Below are 18,955 nucleotides of genomic sequence, written 5' to 3'. Positions count from 1 at the left end.
ATTGTGAAACCTTTTATTTTTTCGGTAAAACTTGACAAACACTCATTTTCTCTTCTGATAATAATAATTTGGCTACTTCTTGTAAATCTTGAACCGTTAGACTTTCTAATACAGTCAATGCATCAAACAGACTAGATTCATTAAACGCATATCGTGTAAATTGATTTGCAATATATTCAGGTGAATTCAAGGAGCGTAAAAAGCCACCTATTTTCTTTTTCTTTACTCGTTCTAATGCCGCCTCATCTAATTGATCATAATTTGTATTTAATAAAATCCCTTTCAAACGCTCTTCCAGCTCATCAGGTTGCTTCGTATCGCCGCCTACCATTGCAAAACCGAAGTTATTCTCTTCCGTATAATCATACGAGAACGAATCATCAATAAGTCCTTCATTATATAAAGATTCGTAATGAACGGAGCTCTTCCCAAATAAATAATCTAAAAGTAACGTAAGCGCAATTTCTTGTTTTAAAAGGGCTTTCCCTTTTTCTTTTAAGTTTGTCGCTTTAATACCAACTAAACATTTCGGTGTTTGTACAGGCATTGAAATAATCTTCTTCTTTTCATTTACCTCATCTGGTTCTTCTTCAAATGAACGTACAATTTCCGACTGATTTTTATAATCTTTTTTCGCTTGATTTTCACGTACTAAATCCATTGTTTCCTCTGGATCGATTGCACCCACAACAAATAGTAACATATTGCTCGGATGATAAAACGTTTCATAACATTCATATAATAAGTCTTTCGTAATTTTACTAATCGACTCAATTGTCCCTGCAATATCAATTTTAATTGGGTGCTTTACAAACAAGCTATCAATTAACCCAAAGTATAAGCGCCAATCCGGATTATCTTGATACATTTGAATTTCTTGCCCGATAATCCCCTTCTCTTTTTCAACTGTTTTTTCAGAGAAGTAAGGCTCTTGTACGAAGTTTAACAATGTATTTAAATTTTGTTCTACATTTGATGTACATGAAAAAAGGTAAGCTGTTCTTGTGAACGATGTGAAAGCATTTGCCGATGCTCCTTGTTTACTAAACAATTGGAAGGCATCGTGATCTTCCTTTTCAAATAATTTATGCTCAAGAAAATGAGCAATTCCATCAGGCACACGAATCATTTCTTCTTTGCCTAGTGGTACGAATGTATTATCCATAGAACCATATTTTGTCGTAAACGTTGCAAATGTTTTATTAAATCCTTGCTTCGGTAAAATATATACATCTAATCCATTAGGAAGTTTTTCATAATAGAGCGTCTCTTTTAATTGCTCATAAACAATTTTCTCCATTTATTCTCCCTCCGTTCCTTGTAAAAAGTAAATTGTATCTAGTTCAATATTTTTAGCAACTTTCACAATCTCTTCTTTTGTCACACTTTCAATACCTGTAAGCCATTCTTCAACCGGACGCGTACGATCTGAAATAATACCATGATACAGCATTTCCACAAATCCGCGTGGTGTATCAATCGCCTCTAATATTTGATTTTGAATAACACTTTTCGTTTGATGCATCTCTTCTTCAGAAAAATCACCATTTTGCATCGCTAGCATTTGTTCTTTAATAATCTCAACAGCTTTTTCATAATTTTTCGCTTCGATCCCTGACATGACAAACAATAAGCCTTTATGACTTTCAAAGCGAGATGCTGCATAGTACGCTAAACTATTTTTTTCACGAACGTTAACGAATAACTTCGAATGAGAAAACCCTCCAAATAATCCATTGAACAATTGCAGTGCAAAATAATCTTCATCTTTATACGTAATAAACGTACGATAACCGATGTGTAATTTACTTTGTTTTAATTCTTGTTGTTCAACTACTTCTTTTTCTTCATTATTTCTCTTATGAAGAAGTACATTTCTTTCTCTCGCAGGACGCGCTGAAATAGAAAAATACTTACTTACAAGATCTACTGCGTTTTCTGAAATATCACCAATAATGTATAGATCCATTTCATCCTCTGCTAACACTTTTTGATAATATTGATACAAACTTTCATTTGTAATAGAAGAAACACTCTCTTTTTTCCCATTTGCACTTAAACGATACGGTTCTACTTTACACATTTCTTCAATTAAACGCTCGTTTGCATAGCGCATTTTATCATCGTACGTAGCTTCAATTCGTTGCAAGAGCGCTCTCTTTTCACTTTCTACGATAGAAGGTAGAAAACCATTCCCCTCTGTTGCTGGGTGCAAAACGATATCCGATAACATAGAAAGTGCTTTTTCAAACAGCGGTGGTGCATCATGTAAATAAACTTCATTTGCAATATCTACATAAATAGAGATAATATGGTCTTCTCCTTTTTTACTTACATCTACCGCTAAAGAAGATCCATATAATTCTTCTAAATATTGACGAAGACGAATTACAGAAGGAAGCTTTTCTGTCGCACTTTGCAATACGTATGGCAATAGGGCACGCTCTGTCACCGTCTCCTCATTTAAAGGTGCCTTAAAACGAAATACAAAAGTATTTGTTTTATATTTATCAGTTGGAATAATATGTACTCGCAAACCACCTAACTCATGTAACTGTTGTTCCATTAGTTTCATTTATAGCCCTCCTTTACGTATGTAGGAATATTCCTCTTCAATATACAGTTTTTAGAAATAAAAAATCAACTTTTCTTCCTTACTATACTTACATTAGGCTCTTTCTAAAAACTTGAATATGTAAGGAACATAGTAAAATTCCGTATTAAATATAGTCTATGTAAAAAAGCCCGCACTAATGTGCGAGCTTTTTTTATACTTATCGTTTTCCTTTTTCATAAGGAGTTCCTAATGCTTTCGGAGCTTCAGAACGACCTACAAAACCAACAAGCGCTAATATTGTGAATACATACGGTAATATCGTTAATAAAACACTCGGAATTTGATCTAATACAGGAATTGTTCCACCTGTTACACTTAACGATTGTGCAAAACCGAAGAATAGCGCTGCACCTAATGCACCTAGTGGATTCCACTTCCCAAAGATCATAGCAGCTAATGCTAAGAAACCTTGTCCAGTAATAGTTGCCCCTGAGAAGTTATTAGAAATTGACATTGCAAAAATTGCTCCACCAATTCCAGCAAACACCCCTGATATACAAACGCCAATATAGCGCATTTTATATACGTTAATCCCCATCGTATCCGCTGCCATTGGATGCTCACCAACCGCACGAAGACGAAGACCGAACGGTGTTTTATAAATAACATACCAAACAACGAATGCTAAAATAATTGCAATATACGACGTTATTGGTACGTTAGAGAAGAATATTTTCCCTAAAACCGGAATATCCGAAAGGCCTGGAATGTCAATCTTTTCAATACGGTACTGAATAAAGTCAGTCTGTCCTTTATCAAAAATCTTCTTAATTGCAAATACCGTTAATCCAAGAGATAAGAAGTTAATCGCTACACCACTTACAACTTGATCCGCTCGGAATGTAATAGATGCTACCGCATGAAGTAATGCAAATAAACCACTACCAATTGCCGCAAATAATAACGCAATCCACGGAGTCATCGTTCCCCAAGTATCACCCATTAATAAGTTTGTAACAACTCCAATAAATGCACCAAATAGCATTAGTCCTTCTAATCCGATATTTACAACACCCGATCGTTCACTAAATACACCACCTAGTGCTGTAAAAATTATAGGTGCCGATGTATATAACGTACCCGTCACAAGAATGGCTAATATATCTAAAAAGCTCATTTATTTCCCCTCCTTGCTCATGCGTGTAAGCGCCCATCTTAACACATAACTACATGCAACAAAGAAGATGATACATGCAATAATTACATTAATAAGCTCTGATGGTACATCTGCCTCAAAGTTCATTTGAGGGGAAGCACTTTTCAAACCACCAAATAATAAAGCTGAAAGGATAATACCAAACGGATTGTTCCCTCCAAGTAAGGCTACGGCAATCCCGTCAAATCCTACTCCAGTAAACGAAGACATCGCTGTCATACTTTGGAATGTCCCTAGCCCTTCCATCGCTCCACCAATCCCCGCAAATGCACCAGCAATTGTCATAGAGAATACTACATTGCGAGAAACTTTCATACCTGCGTATTGGGAAGCATGTTGATTAAATCCTACCGACTTTAATTCATAACCTAAAGTTGTTCGATCTAATAAGAACCACATTAAAATAGCGATTAAAATTGCTACAATAATTCCCCAGTGAAGGCGTGAACCGTCAGTAATGGTAGCAAGCCAGTCTGAAGATAATGACGCACTCTCTTTAATGTCATAAGTTTTATCATTACCCTCATGTAAGAAACGCTTAATAATGTCATATGTTACGTATAACGCAATATAGTTCATCATAATTGTTACAATAACTTCATTAACTTGAAATTTCCCCTTTAAATATCCAGGGATGAAACCCCAAATTCCACCTACCAATGCTGCAAATAAAATAGATAATGGAATATGAATGAAAGCTGGTAGTGAGACTGCATAACCAAACCAAACTGCTGCAAGCCAGCCAACTAGTAATTGACCCTCTACCCCGATATTAAATAGACCTGTACGAAATGCAAATGCGACTGATAAGCCGGCAAGAATAAGCGGTATCATTGTACGAAGCGTTTCACCAATCGCACTTGCGCTACCGAACATTCCTGTCCAAAGTGCACTATAACCAACAATTGGATCATAACCACTAACTAGCATTACAATTGCTCCGACAAGTAAGCCGAAAATAACGGATAGTACTGGGACTAAAATATTTATCGTTCGTTCTGTTAAAAGTTTTTTAGCCATTTGTACCCACCTGCTCCTTCTTTGTTCCTCCAGCCATTAACAATCCAAGCTGTTGTTCATTCGTTTCTTTCGCGTCAACAATTGCTACAATTTTCCCTTCATAAATAACAGCAATTCGATCACTAACATTTAAGATTTCATCTAACTCTAGTGATAAAAGTAATACACCTTTTCCTTTATCCCTTTGCTCTATTAATCTCTTATGAATAAATTCAATTGCTCCTACATCTAAACCACGTGTTGGCTGTGCCGCGATTAATAAATCTGGATCACGGTCTACTTCACGTGCAATAATTGCTTTTTGTTGATTCCCCCCAGATAAAGCGCGCGCTAACGTTTGCTCACTAGGTGTACGTACATCAAACTGTTCAATAAGTGCCTTTGCTTTTTCTGTAATTTTACTGAAATTTAAAATCCCTTTCTTTGAAAATGGATTTTTATAGTAAGTTTGCAGAACGATATTATCTTTAACAGAAAAATCAAGAACAAGGCCGTGTTTATGACGGTCTTCTGGAATATGACCAATTCCTTCTTCTGTTATCTTTCTAACAGGCCAATTTGTTATTTCTTTTCCTTTAATTGCAATAGAACCTGACTCAACTTTTCGTAAACCAGTAATTGCTTCTATTAATTCACTTTGTCCGTTTCCATCAATCCCTGCAATTCCAACAATTTCCCCCGCACGAACAGTTAAGTCAAGGCCTTTTACAGCAGGTAGTTGACGTGCATCGTGCACAACAAGGTTCGCAATTGAAAGTACCTCTTCTTTTGGCTTCGCGTCTATTTTTTCTGTTTTAAAATTCACTTGACGTCCGACCATTAATTCTGCAAGTTTATTTTCATCCGTATTTGCAACGTCAACCGTTCCAATCCCTTTTCCTTTACGAATAATTGTACAACGATCGCAAACTTCCATAATTTCTTTCAACTTATGTGTAATAAGAACAATCGATTTTCCTTCTCGCACAAGCTTTTTCATAATTTGAATGAGCTCATGAATTTCTTGCGGTGTTAACACAGCTGTTGGTTCATCAAATATTAAAATTTCCGCCCCACGGTAAAGTGTTTTTAAAATCTCAACACGCTGTTGCATACCAACTGAAATATCCTGTATTTTCGCATATGGATCTACAGCTAATCCGTATTGTTCAGACAGTTTTTGAATTTCTTTAGCAGCTTCCTCAACAGCGATTTTCCCTTTTTTCTTCGGTTCATTTCCGAGAATAATATTCTCTGTAACTGTAAAATTATGAACAAGCATAAAGTGCTGATGAACCATTCCAATACCAAGGTCATTTGCCACATTTGGATTGGTAATGCTTACAGGCTTTCCTTTAATTTTAATTTCACCTTGTTCTGGTTGGTACAAACCAAATAGTACATTCATCAATGTGGATTTCCCTGCACCATTTTCTCCAAGTAAAGCATGTATTTCTCCCTGCTTTACTTGCAGCGTAATATTATCATTCGCTACAATGCCTGGGAATACTTTCGTAATGTTGTTCATCTCAATTACGTATTCCATTGTGTTCCTCCTTTTAACAGGGAACATTTCCCTATTACACTATTAACTTATTAAGCAATTCGGAAGTTTTATACATACAAAGGTTAGTTCTATGAACTAACCTTTGCTATTTCTCTATTTATTTTTTTAGAGAAGCTTCATATTCTTTATACTCTTTATCTGTAGCAGGTACTTTAATTTCACCATCTGTAATTTTCTTTTCAAACTCTTCTACTTTTGTTAAAATTTCAGGGTTAACTTTTTTCACGTTATCAGTTGTTTTTGCAATACCAACACCGTCATCTTTTAATCCAAACGCTTCTACTTTACCGCCTTTTAATTTACCATCTTTCGCTTCTTGTGCTACTTTTTCAACAGCGATATCTACACGTTTTACCATTGAAGTTAATGTTACGTTTTCAGGCATGCCTTCTTGGTTTTGGTCACGGTCAACACCGATTACCCAAACATTCTCACCTTTTTTCTTACGGTTTTTCGCTTCAGTGAACACGCCGTTACCTGTACCACCAGCAGCATGATAAATTACATCTACACCTTGACCATACATTGCTGATGCAAGAACTGTACCTTTTTCAGGTTTATCAAATGCTTCTGCATATTCAGATACGATTTCAATGTTTGGATTTACTGCCTTTGCACCAGCTTTAAATCCATTTTCGAATTTACTAATTAAATCACTCTTCATTCCGCCAACAAATCCTACTTTATTCGATTTTGTTGACATAGCTGCTACCGCGCCTACAAGGAATGATCCTTCATGATCTTTAAACGTAATACTTGTTACGTTCGGTGCATCTACAACCGTATCAACGATTGCGAATTGTTGTTTTGGAGATTCTTTTGCAACTTCTTTCATTGCACCTTCTAATTTATAACCGATTCCGAAAGATAAATCATACTTATCTTTTGAAAATTTCTTTAAGTTTGGAATATAATCTGCTTCTTTTTCAGACTGTAGGTAACGATAATTTGTCTTTTCCTTTAATCCATTATCTTTACCAAACTTTTTCAAACCTTCCCAAGAAGATTGGTTGAATGATTTGTCATCTACGCCCCCAACATCCGTTACCATACCAACCTTGAAGTCTTTACCTTCTTTTTTGTCGCTACTCGCCTTATCCGAGTTACCACATGCACCTAAAACCGCACTCGCTGCTAATGTTAATGATAATAAAAGACCTGTTTTTTTCTTCATACTAGAAACCCCTCCTGAAATGAATTGTCTATTTTTTTACACGCTGCTGTCCCTAACTTCTTGCTGTCACCTCCCTAAAAAGGAACTCACCTACATACGTTTTCTTAGTACGTGGAAGCTAAACTTATCAGCTCTAAAATAATTGATAGAATATAAGATTGGCTCATCATTTTGATCATAGTGCATTTGTTTTAATACTAGCAGTGCCGTTTCTGGTTCACATTCTAAAATCGGTGAGATTTTCGGATGATAGCCAATTGGCTCAATATGAGCAACCGCATATGTTATGCGCTTATGCGTGTTATTATGTATCACCGTTAGTAACGATTCTTCATTGTATCCCGATAAATCCGGCAAGATTTCTTTTGCAAGTTTATCGATACAATATACAACAGGTTCCCCATCTGCTGTACGCACACGCTCGATCATCACTGCATTAAAACCATCTTCACTATTAAACTTCTCTTTTTCTTCTTCTGTTAGACTTGTTGTAGATGATGATAGAAAGATAGTTCCTGGTGTTTTCCCCACACTAGAAATCATATCTGTAATACTAGAAAGTTGTTCAATTCCAGAAGAGAATAACGGCTTAGCATTTACAAACGTCCCTACACCATGTCTACGAATGACAACATTTTCTTCTTCTAAAATACGTAGCGCTTCCCTTAAAGTCGCTCTACTTACGCCAAGTTCTTTCGCTAAATCAAACTCTGATGGTAACTTTTGTCTTTCTTTGTAAGCTCCATCTTTAATTTTTTCTTTGATGTGATCAATCACCCGTAAATATAGGTGACGACTATCGGATTTTACTGACATAAGACTCCCCCGCATTTCAATTATTCGACCTCTGATGTAAGACTTCTTTTCTCTTTTTTCAACTTACAACATAGCAAAAATTACTAAACACTAAAAATAAGCGCAATTGTCGAATAAATATTAATAATTTTTTAAGATGAAATTTTCACTCTTTACTGCATAAAAAAAACTTTGCACCATAAACATTCCTCATTTCGAGAAAAAGTTCGGCACAAAGATCTCTTACATCCTTTGTTACACACTTTTCCCCTCATAGTCCAGCAATTCATGGTTGCCGGGTAGAAACTTATGGACCTTATCTCCAAGATTATATGAGGCAGTGATTCTTTTCGAAGTAATCTTACCACTTGCTCCCATACGTGTCAACAAAATTTAACATTTTTCTACATTGAATATCGAACATTTATAAAAAACTATACCAAAGTATTCGTATTCTAAAGAACCACTTTAAATGTAAGCCCTTTCTTTTCCGGTGAATATAGTATATAACAAAACCAGCATATAAAAAAGCCTAATTGTAAAAACAATTAGGCTTTTTTTTATGAACTTTTTTCTTGTACATCATTAATGAGCACTTCTCGTGGTTTACTACCTTCATACGGACCTACTACACCATTCATTTCCATTGCATCAATTAAACGGGCAGCTCGCGTATAACCAACTCTAAACCTACGTTGCAACATAGAAACAGATGCTGTTTGCATTTCCACTACGAGCTGAACTGCTTCATCATATAATTCATCTTCTACTTCTTGCTTCGTATCAGGAACATCTTGCGGAATCATATCTTCTTGATATTGCGCTTTTTGCTGACCAATAACATATTCTACAACTCTCTCAACTTCATCATCTGATAAAAACGCACCTTGTACACGTACAGGCTTTGATGCACCAATTGGTATAAACAGCATATCTCCACGACCTAGTAGTTTCTCTGCACCACCACCGTCAAGAATTGTACGAGAATCTGTTTGAGAAGATACAGCGAATGCAATACGCGATGGAATATTCGCTTTAATAACTCCCGTAATAACATCAACTGATGGACGCTGCGTTGCGATAATTAAATGAATACCAGCCGCACGAGCCATTTGCGCTAGACGCATAATCGCATCCTCTACATCCGATGAAGCAACCATCATTAAATCTGCTAACTCGTCCACAATTACGACAATATAAGGTAATTCCGGTTGTTTCGCTTCTGATTGATTATTATGCTCTTTTATATAGTCATTATATCCTTCAATATTTCGCGTACCACTATGAGCAAATAACTCATAACGGCGCTCCATTTCACTCACAACTTTTTTCAATGCTTGTGATGCCTTTTTCGGATCCGTTACAACTGGTGTTAATAAATGAGGCACACCGTTATATACATTTAACTCTACCATTTTCGGATCAATCATCATTAATTTTACTTCATGTGGTTTTGCACGCATTAAAATACTAACGATAATACCGTTAATACATACACTTTTCCCGCTACCTGTCGCACCGGCCACTAGTAAATGAGGCATTTTATTTAAGCGGGCTAATACAGCTTCACCTGTAATATCTCGTCCAAGACCAATTAACAACTTCTCTTCTGGATGATTATTAGCTTTAGAATCAAGAACTTCTCTAAGCGTTACCATAGAGACTTCTGAGTTCGGAACTTCAATTCCTACAGCTGATTTCCCGGGAATAGGTGCTTCAATACGAATGTCTTTCGCAGCTAAAGCAAGCGCTAAATCATCACTTAAACCGACGATTTTACTTACCTTTACTCCCATATCAGGATACACTTCATATTTTGTAACTGCAGGACCTCTATGTACTTTTGTTACTTTCGCTTTCACTCCAAAGCTTTGGAAAGTACGTTCTAATTTACGAGCATTCTCATAAATTTCCGCGTTTTCATTTGTAACTTGCTTATTCTTTGGAAATTTCAATATATCAAGTGCAGGTAGCTTATAATCTTTATTTTCTACATTTGAAAATTGCATAGGAGGAGCTTGTGTTTCTCCCTCTAGCGATTCAACGATTTTTTCTCCACGCTTTTTCTTCGGCTCTTCAATTGGCGGAGCTTCTTCGACAAATGGTGAAGTGATTAACTCTTCTTCCTCTACTTCAATTCGTTTATCCTCTTCTTCATTTACCGGATAATTTTCAGTGAAATTTGAAATAATCGGAGGATCAATTGAGATTTCTTCCATCGGCTCAACAATTTCTTCTTGTTCTGCAGCACGTTTACTCCTTGTGCTTCTCGTTGTTTTTTTCTTTTCTGTTTGTTCAGCCGTTCTTTTCGCTCTCCAGTCTTTATAGTCCCCTTGCATCACTTGAAATTGACTTCTAAGGATTCTACCAACTGGAGCTAATACTTCTCCAATATGCTTATTTGTTATACATAGTATACCGAGAATAACTAAAATAATACCAATAATATAAGCTCCTACTTCGTCAAATAAGAAGTAACAAGTCGCGAACATAAGCGCACCAAACATGCCACCACCTAAATGAACACTATCTGGTCCTTTTTTCATTTCAAGAAAGAAATTATCTTTTGTACTCACAATAACAGAAGTATTTTGCACTGCTCCATCTTTCGTAAGAAGGTTAAATAATGTAATATGACTAAACATTAATATCGCCAATACTATTAAATAAAAACCGATTAGCCGTTTATTTAAAAGGTTCGGCCATCCACGTTTTATAACGAATGAAACTGATAAAGCTATTACACCTAACACACCAATTATGTACCACTCACCAAAGAAGAAGCGAAAAAATAACACAAACGATTTTCCTACAACACCTAGCTGTAAAATCGTAATGATTGAAAGTGCAAAAAGAGTTAAACCGACGATTTCATAATACAAAGTTGGCTTTATCGTACGTCTTGCCTTTGCCTTCGTCCCTCTTTGCTTTTGTTTTGCCATTTCTTCACCTCGTGTTCTACATATATGTAAAGCCTCCTAAAAACTCTACTTATATGTCTGTTTTCTCTATTTTTTCAGGTCTCTATATCTTCTATTTTTACACTTCTTGTAAAATGTTAAATAAACAGAAGAAAGCAGCCCTCTCATGGCTGCTCAACCGTCTTGTTTTTTATATTATACCATAGCTTCTAAACAAAATCCTTCTTTTTGCTAAAAGGTTATTTTCTGTCCAGGCTCAAACTCTAAGTAGTGAAACGGATCCGTACTTAGTACACGCACAATCGAATAATACCCATGTTCTTCTTCTGAAACCATTAATTCAACACCATTTATATTTACGACTTTTTGACTTTCACATTGCGAATAATCGGCTGGATACACGAGTTGCTCTGGCATAATTGTATATAAAATCATTGTAACATTTTCCCTTCTGCACTATCATCCGTGCGACCATCTATTAATTCGTTTAATTTTCGAATCGCATTTCCGATACCACCAACATCATCTATAAGGCCATACTTCACTGCATCTCCACCAATTACATTCGTACCAATATCTCGCGTTAAATTCCCTTTCGCAAACATAAGCTCTTTAAAACGATCTTCCGTTACTTTCGAATGCTTCGTCACAAATCGAATGACTCTTTCTTGCATTTTATCTAAATACTCAAATGTTTGCGGCACACCTATAACAAGACCTGTTAGACGAATCGGATGAATTGTCATCGTCGCAGTTTCCGCAATAAATGAATAGTCCGTAGAAACGGCAATTGGTACACCAATAGAATGCCCTCCACCTAAAACTAAAGATACTGTTGGTTTTGAAAGTGAAGCGACCATCTCAGAAATTGCTAGCCCAGCTTCAACGTCACCTCCAACTGTATTTAACACTAAAAGCAAGCCTTCAATTTTCGGATTTTGTTCAATCGCAACAATTTGCGGAATAATATGCTCATATTTCGTTGTTTTATTTTGCGGTGGCAACTGAACATGACCTTCCACCTGTCCAACAATTGTTAAACAATGAATACGTGATTCATTCATTTGTGGTACATTCGTTTGTCCAAGCTGTTGAATTTTTTCCACTATTGAAGCTTCTTTTCCAGTTTCTTTCGGTTCAGCCTCTTTCTCTTCATTTGTATAACGATCACGTTCTGTCATATCGCATCCCCTTTCACTCGTATATCACTATTATTTCTTAAGTTATAAATTTCATTCGATAGAGTTTAAAAAGAAAAAAGATCACCCGTAAAGGTGATCTTTTTTATACTTCCATAATAATCGGTAAAATCATAGGTTTTCTCTTTGTCTCTTCGTACAAGAACTGTCCTAATAATTCACGAATATTTTGTTTTAACATAGACCATTCAATTGAATATTCTTTAATTGATTGCTCAACAATCATACGTACAATCTCTGTAGAGCGGTCAATTAACGCTTCTGATTCACGTACATATACAAATCCACGTGAAATGATTTCTGGACCAGAAATAATTTTCTTTTCATCTTTACCAAGTGTTACAACAACTACTAATATTCCATCTTGAGATAACATTTTTCTATCTCGAAGAACGATATTACCAACGTCACCTACACCTAATCCATCAATTAACACATTGCCAGCTTGCACTTTGCCAACTAAGTTCGCTTCATCGTCACCAAAACCAATTACATCGCCTTTTTCTACGATAAAGATATTTTCTCTTGCAATACCTACATCTTCAGCTAAGTATGCATGTGCTTTTTGCATACGGAACTCACCATGTACGGGTACAAAATATTTCGGTTTCATTAAATTTAACATTAATTTTAATTCTTCTTGGCTACCGTGACCTGAAACGTGAACTTTTCTTTCACCGTAATAAACAACTTCAGCTCCCGCTCTAAATAACAAATCAATAATTTTCGATACAGATATTTCATTACCTGGAATTGGAGATGCCGCGATAATAACCGTATCACCTTTACGAATTGAAATTTGTTTATGAGCTTGCTTCGCCATTCTAGAAAGGGCCGCCATCGGTTCACCTTGACTACCTGTCGTTAAAATAGCTACTTTTTTCTCTGGGAAATTGTCTACTTCTTGTAGTGAAATAACCATACCTTCTGGAACATCTAAATAACCAAGACGTCTTGCGATATCTACTACCTTCACCATACTACGTCCTACAACCGCTACTTTTCGTCCTGTTTCTGCAGCTGCATCAAATACTTGTTGAATGCGATGTACATTCGATGCAAATGAAGCAACGATAATACGTCCTTCTGCGCCGTAGAACACTTTAGAAATTTCTACACCAACTTCTTTTTCAGAACCTGTATAACCTGGACGCTCAGCATTTGTACTATCAGATAATAAACATAATACACCTTCATTTCCGATTTGAGCCATTTTCCCAAGGTCTGCCCCACTATTTCCAATTGGGGTTTGATCGAATTTAAAGTCTCCTGTATATACGATCGCACCTTTTGATGTATGGAAACAAACACCAACAGAATCTGGAATACTATGTGTCGTTCCAAAGAATGACACCGTTGTAGTATTAAACTCTACTGTTGAATTTGAATCGATTGTTTTTAAGTCTACACGGCCTAACATACCCGCTTCGCCAAGTTTTTCTTGTATAAGTCCTACTGTTAATTTCGTTGCATACACTGGAATAGATAATTTACGAAGTACGTAAACAATACCACCAATATGATCTTCATGACCGTGAGTAATAAATAAACCTTTAACTCGCTCTTGGTTTTCCACTAAATATGTAATATCAGGAATAACGATATCAATTCCAAACATCTCATCTCCTGGGAACATTAACCCTGCATCCACAATAAAGATTTCAGAATCAATTTCAACACAGTACATATTTTTCCCGATTTCACCTACTCCACCAAGAGCAAATACTTTAACAGACTCATTCTCTTTTCTCTTCATGTTGTTGCCTGGTTTAAAAATCTTTCAAACACTGATTTCACTAAAATTGTAGAGACACCAGGGGAAACTCTACAACCACCATATATTCACCGTCCAAGACGAATGTCCTTACCGTTATGCGATATCATGTCCTTGTTTATTTTTTAAACCAGGTTTCACCTCTCTTTCATTATATAAATCAAATATCTTATTCGATATGATATGAAAATGTAATCAAATTATAATTTTTACCAATTTTGCTAAGCATACCCGTACTAAGCTACTTAGCCATATTATACCTGATACAAGAAATAGAACACAAGTTAAATCGTGCGAAAGAATAGGTAAAAGAACGGAATTATAACAAAAGTATTGAACGTATTTCCTTTATATTTGCTTCGATTTTATACTCCATATTATTTTGAAGAAATAGCCATAATTACACTAAATTAATTTCATACTATGTGTTTTCAAGACTTATTTTCCTAGAATTGAACAAAAATACTTACAAAATGGAGTTTTTTTATGAATTACGTCACATTTGAGGGGATTTTTCTAAAAAAATAGAAGCGGTGGTTTATTACATTTGTACAAATGTTTATTCTATAATCACTTTCGTTTTTGCTTCATTTCAAGAGGACGATTATTTTCTTATACATGTTGCAATTCATAATGAAGAAACAGTTAATGATCTAAATAAGAACACATATAGGTGAGAAAAGACTTTCATCCTATAAAAAAATGACCTAGTTCTACACTAGGTCATTTTTTATTAACGAGGGATAGATTGCATAACAGATTGTAACGTTACTCTTTCTTCTTCTGTTAATGGAAGAAGTGGTAAACGTACAGAACCTACATCTAATCCAACCATTTGTAACGCTGTTTTTACTGGTGTTGGGCTTGGCGCCATAAACAATGAATCCGTTACTCTTACAAGTAATTGATGTAATTTTTGCGCCTTCTTAAATTCACCTGCTTGGAATGCTGCAATCATTTCTTGCATTTCATTTCCGATAACATGAGATGCTACAGAAACGATACCTTTCGCTCCAACTGCCATAGCTGGTAACGTTAAACCGTCATCACCGCTGTATACTGCAAAGTCGTCCGCTGTTTTTTCAATGATTTCTGTCATTGTTAACACATCGCCGCCTGCATCTTTAATCGCAACAATGTTTTCTATTTCTGATAAACGAACAACTGTATCAACGGAGATTTGTACAATAGATCGTCCTGGAACGTTATATAGCATAACCGGAAGTGGCGTGCTTTCAGCAATTGCTTTAAAGTGCTGATACATTCCTTCTTGACTCGGTTTGTTATAATACGGTGCTACTAGCATTACTGCATCAACACCAGCTTCTGTCGCCTTTTTAGTTAAGTCAATAGAAGCATGCGTATTATTGCTACCTGTTCCAGCGATTACGGGCACCCTTTTATCGACAACAGATACGACATGGCGATATAACGCTACTTTTTCTTCTGAAGTTAATGTAGGAGATTCTCCTGTCGTTCCTCCTACCACGATTGCTGTTGTACCGTTATCTATTAAATAATTTACCAATTTCGTTGTCTTTGCAAAATCGATATTTCCGTTTTTATCAAACGGAGTTACCATCGCGGTTGCAATTGTCCCAAAATCTATCATGGTCTCACTCCTTATTGTTCCAGTTGCTTTTCTTTTGAAAGCTCAAACGCACTATGTAATGCATTTACAGCCTCCACTAAATCCGTTTCTTTTACAAGAACCCAAATTGTCGTATGACTATCTGCTGATTGCAGAATTTGAATACCTTTTTCAGCTAAAGCTGTAACGATTTTCGCAGTAACCCCTGGGTATCCTGCCATTCCAGCTCCTACAATAGATACTTTTGCACAATGTTCTGTCACAATTGGCTCGTATCCAAGGTTTTGTAATAATTCAACTGCACGATTTGCAACATTATCACTTACCGTATAAGCTACCCCAGTAGGTGAAATGTTAATTAAATCGACACTGATTCCTTCATTCGCCATTTCTTTAAACACATGCTGCTGCAAATCATATGCTGTTTCTTTTGCAAGCACTTTAATTTGCGTCACATTTGATACATGTGCGATACCTGTAACAGGACGTTCTTCTACATCACGACCTTTTGTCGCACCGTCAGATGCTGAAATAAGCGTACCTTCACTATCAGAATACGTAGAACGTACACGAAGTGGCACTTTCGCATGCATCGCAATTTCAACTGCACGTGGATGAACGACTTTTGCACCTTGGTAAGCCATGTTACAAATTTCGTTATACGTTACAGTTTGAAGATGACGTGCATCTTTTACAATGCGAGGATCCGCAGTCATAACACCTTCTACATCTGTGAAGATATCAATAAATTCAGCATGAAGCGCAACACCTAACGCTGAAGCTGAAGTATCGCTACCCCCGCGTCCAAGTGTTGTCGTATCACCTTTTTTCGTTTGCCCTTGGAATCCTGTAACGACGATTACATCTACATTTTCTAGCTCTTCATGTATACGATCGCAATTCATTTCAATAATCTTAGCATTTGTAAAATCATCATTTGTTAAAAAACCAGCTTGTGCACCATTTAATGCCGCTGCTTTTATACCGTTCTCATTTAACATGTTAGAGAAAACGATTGCTGAGATTAATTCTCCGCATGATAATAACAAATCTTGCTCACGATTAGAAATGTGAGATTCCTCTTGATTTACAAGACTTAGCAACGTATCCGTTGCATACGGTTCACCTTTACGACCCATAGCAGATACGACAGTAACTACTTTATAACCCGCATCTAGCGATTTTTTTATATGATGAAGCGCATGCTTACGTCCATTTTCATCACGTACAGATGTGCCACCAAATTTTTGAACAATAATTTTCATATTTTGCACCTTCTCTTAGCCGTTTACACTAATTGTAATTTTACTAAGCGCTCTGCAATTTGAACAGAATTCCATGCAGCGCCTTTTAATAAGTTATCAGATACGACCCAAAGATGGAATCCTTTATCGTTATTTAAATCTTTACGGATTCTTCCAACGAATACTTCGTTTTTACCTACTGCAGTAGCTGGCATTGGATATAATTGCTCTTCTGGGTTATCTTGCAGAACGATACCTTCCGCATTTGCAAGTAAGTTCTTTAATTCTTCTACTGTTACGCCTTCTTTTTCTACTTCGATGTAAACAGACTCAGAGTGACCTGATACAACTGGTAAACGTACACATGTTGCTGCTACTTCTAATTCAGGCATATGCATAATTTTTTTCGTTTCATTAATCATTTTCATTTCTTCAAATGTAAATCCATTATCTTGGAACTTATCAATCTGTGGAATCGCGTTGAAAGCGATTGGGAAATGTTTCTTATCACCTGATACAGGTAAAACATTCGCCTTCACTTCTTCACCATTTAAGATTGCTTGTGATTGTTCATGAAGTTCTTCAATCGCTGCCGCACCAGCACCTGATACAGCTTGATATGTGGAAACGATTACTCGTTTTAAACCATATTGCTGACGAACTGGCTCAAGAGCTACTACCATTTGAATTGTAGAACAGTTTGGATTTGCGATAATACCATTATGTTCTTTTAAGTCATTTTCATTTACTTCAGGTACAACAAGTGGCACGTTTTCTGTCATACGGAATGCACTTGTATTATCAACAACAATCGCACCGCGCTTTGCTGCTTCTGGCGCTAATTGTTTTGATACAGATCCACCAGCACTAAATAGTGCGATATCTACTCCTTCAAAACTTTCAGGAGTTGCCTCTTGAACTGTAAATTCTTCGCCTTTAAATACAAGTTTCTTACCTGCAGATCGTTTAGATGAAAGTAACGTTAATTTCCCGATTGGAAATTCTCGTTTCTCTAAAGTATTTAACATTTGTTCACCAACTGCGCCGGTTGCTCCAACTACAGCGACATGAAAAGTTTTTTGCTTTTCCATCACTATGCCCCTTTCTAGATACCAATCCTTCTATAACTTAGAATCAGAAGGAGTATACAATACCCCTTCTAATCTTAATAACGTTAATTTTATCATATTCTACAGTAAGAATGATGGTTTCATCAAAAATTGTCCTTTTTTTTTCGTTTTTTAATTCATATATCTGAATTTTTCTACGACAACCGGTTGCAATTGCTTTCCTTGCAATGCTTCTAGTTCTGTATCTTCCAATAACTCCATACGAGCTACCATTGAATTCGGTTTTTTCTCTGGTGCATCTTGGCCGAACTGGACAAAGTAGATGTTTTTGTAGACTTTAGGCGCATCAGGTTGACGCCATCAGGGTGATGACAATATAAATATGTCTTTTTTCTTCTATTTATATCTATAAACACACTAGCTTCTACTGCTTCAAATTCATCAGCTAATAATAATAAAATCTTTTTCATCGTAAATCGCTTCCTGATGTCCTTATTTTATACAAATATAGAATATTGATAAATAAGTTCAATAAGGATATTTAGTTGTTTGACTTTATTATATAAAGAATTTTGTTTATTTTATTTTTCAAAAAAAGGTTGGATGATTTATGGATTAAATCGACAAAAAATCGTGGGATTATTGCCGTCAAATGCAAAAATTCCAACGGGAAATTTAGCAGAAGCTGTTCACTTATCTTCCCGTCAGTAACTGAGCAAGTACGGAAGTTAGAGGAGCAACAAATTATTGAAGACATGAAAAGTTTTTTGCTTTTCCATCACTATGCCCCTTTCTAGATACCAATCCTTCTATAACTTAGAATCAGAAGGAGTATACAATACCCCTTC

Annotated in this window: 14 protein-coding genes, 3 pseudogenes and 1 riboswitch; of the genes and pseudogenes, 1 reads left to right on the top strand and 16 read right to left on the bottom strand. The window is 36.1% G+C overall.

Going from position 1 to position 18,955, the window contains the following annotated elements:
- Positions 1 to 13 precede the first annotated feature (13 nt).
- The 16 genes and pseudogenes from yfmH to ACZ76X_RS13770 all read right to left on the bottom strand — a co-directional run.
- The gene (gene yfmH, locus ACZ76X_RS13845; protein ID WP_306188176.1) at positions 14 to 1,300 is read right to left on the bottom strand and encodes an EF-P 5-aminopentanol modification-associated protein YfmH; all 1,287 of its coding nucleotides are present in this window, start codon (positions 1,298 to 1,300) and stop codon (positions 14 to 16) included.
- A complete protein-coding gene (gene yfmF, locus ACZ76X_RS13840; RefSeq protein WP_098670307.1) occupies positions 1,301 to 2,575 on the bottom strand; it encodes an EF-P 5-aminopentanol modification-associated protein YfmF in 1,275 nt (424 codons plus the stop codon). It abuts the gene before it with no gap.
- 199 nt (positions 2,576 to 2,774) lie between these two features.
- Complete coding sequence (locus tag ACZ76X_RS13835; protein ID WP_000008857.1) at positions 2,775 to 3,734, bottom strand: ABC transporter permease; 960 nt, start codon at positions 3,732 to 3,734, stop codon at positions 2,775 to 2,777.
- The gene (locus ACZ76X_RS13830) at positions 3,735 to 4,793 is read right to left on the bottom strand and encodes an ABC transporter permease (protein ID WP_479850696.1); all 1,059 of its coding nucleotides are present in this window, start codon (positions 4,791 to 4,793) and stop codon (positions 3,735 to 3,737) included.
- Positions 4,786 to 6,318 carry an ABC transporter ATP-binding protein gene (locus ACZ76X_RS13825; protein WP_479850695.1) on the bottom strand — a complete coding sequence of 511 codons (1,533 nt, stop codon included), beginning with the start codon at positions 6,316 to 6,318 and terminating at the stop codon, positions 4,786 to 4,788. The genes ACZ76X_RS13830 and ACZ76X_RS13825 overlap by 8 nt, the downstream gene beginning before the upstream one ends.
- 118 nt (positions 6,319 to 6,436) lie before the next feature.
- Positions 6,437 to 7,513 carry a BMP family lipoprotein gene (locus tag ACZ76X_RS13820; protein WP_479850694.1) on the bottom strand — a complete coding sequence of 359 codons (1,077 nt, stop codon included), beginning with the start codon at positions 7,511 to 7,513 and terminating at the stop codon, positions 6,437 to 6,439.
- 90 nt (positions 7,514 to 7,603) lie between these two features.
- Positions 7,604 to 8,329, bottom strand: a complete 726-nt coding sequence (locus ACZ76X_RS13815; protein ID WP_000114176.1) for a GntR family transcriptional regulator — start codon at positions 8,327 to 8,329, stop codon at positions 7,604 to 7,606.
- A gap of 233 nt (positions 8,330 to 8,562) precedes the next feature.
- Positions 8,563 to 8,664, bottom strand: a riboswitch (purine riboswitch).
- Positions 8,665 to 8,868: 204 nt separating this feature from the next.
- The gene (locus tag ACZ76X_RS13810) at positions 8,869 to 11,250 is read right to left on the bottom strand and encodes a DNA translocase FtsK (protein WP_342715431.1); all 2,382 of its coding nucleotides are present in this window, start codon (positions 11,248 to 11,250) and stop codon (positions 8,869 to 8,871) included.
- A 210-nt stretch (positions 11,251 to 11,460) separates the two neighbouring features.
- Positions 11,461 to 11,664 (bottom strand): YlzJ-like family protein, encoded by a 204-nt coding sequence (locus ACZ76X_RS13805; RefSeq protein ID WP_000605026.1) that lies wholly within the window; start codon positions 11,662 to 11,664, stop codon positions 11,461 to 11,463.
- On the bottom strand, positions 11,661 to 12,410 hold the full coding sequence (tepA, locus tag ACZ76X_RS13800) for a translocation-enhancing protein TepA (protein ID WP_479850693.1): 750 nt from the start codon (positions 12,408 to 12,410) through the stop codon (positions 11,661 to 11,663). The genes ACZ76X_RS13805 and tepA overlap by 4 nt, the downstream gene beginning before the upstream one ends.
- A gap of 103 nt (positions 12,411 to 12,513) precedes the next feature.
- Complete coding sequence (locus ACZ76X_RS13795; protein WP_000823085.1) at positions 12,514 to 14,184, bottom strand: ribonuclease J; 1,671 nt, start codon at positions 14,182 to 14,184, stop codon at positions 12,514 to 12,516.
- Between the two features lie 751 nt (positions 14,185 to 14,935).
- Positions 14,936 to 15,814 (bottom strand): 4-hydroxy-tetrahydrodipicolinate synthase, encoded by an 879-nt coding sequence (gene dapA, locus ACZ76X_RS13790; RefSeq protein WP_048530473.1) that lies wholly within the window; start codon positions 15,812 to 15,814, stop codon positions 14,936 to 14,938.
- 11 nt (positions 15,815 to 15,825) lie between these two features.
- Positions 15,826 to 17,058 (bottom strand): aspartate kinase, encoded by a 1,233-nt coding sequence (dapG, locus tag ACZ76X_RS13785; RefSeq protein ID WP_479850692.1) that lies wholly within the window; start codon positions 17,056 to 17,058, stop codon positions 15,826 to 15,828.
- A gap of 23 nt (positions 17,059 to 17,081) precedes the next feature.
- Positions 17,082 to 18,128, bottom strand: a complete 1,047-nt coding sequence (gene asd, locus ACZ76X_RS13780) for an aspartate-semialdehyde dehydrogenase (protein ID WP_000414848.1) — start codon at positions 18,126 to 18,128, stop codon at positions 17,082 to 17,084.
- A gap of 150 nt (positions 18,129 to 18,278) precedes the next feature.
- Positions 18,279 to 18,469 (bottom strand): annotated as a pseudogene (gene spoVFB, locus ACZ76X_RS13775) (dipicolinate synthase subunit B); the annotation flags it as partial.
- A 39-nt stretch (positions 18,470 to 18,508) separates the two neighbouring features.
- Positions 18,509 to 18,577 (bottom strand): annotated as a pseudogene (locus ACZ76X_RS13770) (DJ-1/PfpI family protein); the annotation flags it as partial.
- 133 nt (positions 18,578 to 18,710) lie between these two features.
- Between ACZ76X_RS13770 and ACZ76X_RS13765 the strand changes: the two are divergent.
- Positions 18,711 to 18,859 (top strand): annotated as a pseudogene (locus tag ACZ76X_RS13765) (winged helix-turn-helix transcriptional regulator); the annotation flags it as partial.
- Between the last annotated feature and the right edge of the window lie 96 nt (positions 18,860 to 18,955).

It is taken from the genome of Bacillus sp. BC05(2025), assembly GCF_056725905.1.
This window is presented reverse-complemented; position numbering and strand designations above follow the sequence as displayed.

Coding starts and splice junctions, on each gene's coding strand:
- yfmH (WP_306188176.1), bottom strand. CDS start 1,300: ATGGAGAAAATTGTTTATGAGCAATTAAAAGAGACGCTCTATTATGAA.
- yfmF (WP_098670307.1), bottom strand. CDS start 2,575: ATGAAACTAATGGAACAACAGTTACATGAGTTAGGTGGTTTGCGAGTA.
- ACZ76X_RS13835 (WP_000008857.1), bottom strand. CDS start 3,734: ATGAGCTTTTTAGATATATTAGCCATTCTTGTGACGGGTACGTTATAT.
- ACZ76X_RS13830 (WP_479850696.1), bottom strand. CDS start 4,793: ATGGCTAAAAAACTTTTAACAGAACGAACGATAAATATTTTAGTCCCA.
- ACZ76X_RS13825 (WP_479850695.1), bottom strand. CDS start 6,318: ATGGAATACGTAATTGAGATGAACAACATTACGAAAGTATTCCCAGGC.
- ACZ76X_RS13820 (WP_479850694.1), bottom strand. CDS start 7,513: ATGAAGAAAAAAACAGGTCTTTTATTATCATTAACATTAGCAGCGAGT.
- ACZ76X_RS13815 (WP_000114176.1), bottom strand. CDS start 8,329: ATGTCAGTAAAATCCGATAGTCGTCACCTATATTTACGGGTGATTGAT.
- ACZ76X_RS13810 (WP_342715431.1), bottom strand. CDS start 11,250: ATGGCAAAACAAAAGCAAAGAGGGACGAAGGCAAAGGCAAGACGTACG.
- ACZ76X_RS13805 (WP_000605026.1), bottom strand. CDS start 11,664: ATGATTTTATATACAATTATGCCAGAGCAACTCGTGTATCCAGCCGAT.
- tepA (WP_479850693.1), bottom strand. CDS start 12,410: ATGACAGAACGTGATCGTTATACAAATGAAGAGAAAGAGGCTGAACCG.
- ACZ76X_RS13795 (WP_000823085.1), bottom strand. CDS start 14,184: ATGAAGAGAAAAGAGAATGAGTCTGTTAAAGTATTTGCTCTTGGTGGA.
- dapA (WP_048530473.1), bottom strand. CDS start 15,814: ATGATAGATTTTGGGACAATTGCAACCGCGATGGTAACTCCGTTTGAT.
- dapG (WP_479850692.1), bottom strand. CDS start 17,058: ATGAAAATTATTGTTCAAAAATTTGGTGGCACATCTGTACGTGATGAA.
- asd (WP_000414848.1), bottom strand. CDS start 18,128: ATGGAAAAGCAAAAAACTTTTCATGTCGCTGTAGTTGGAGCAACCGGC.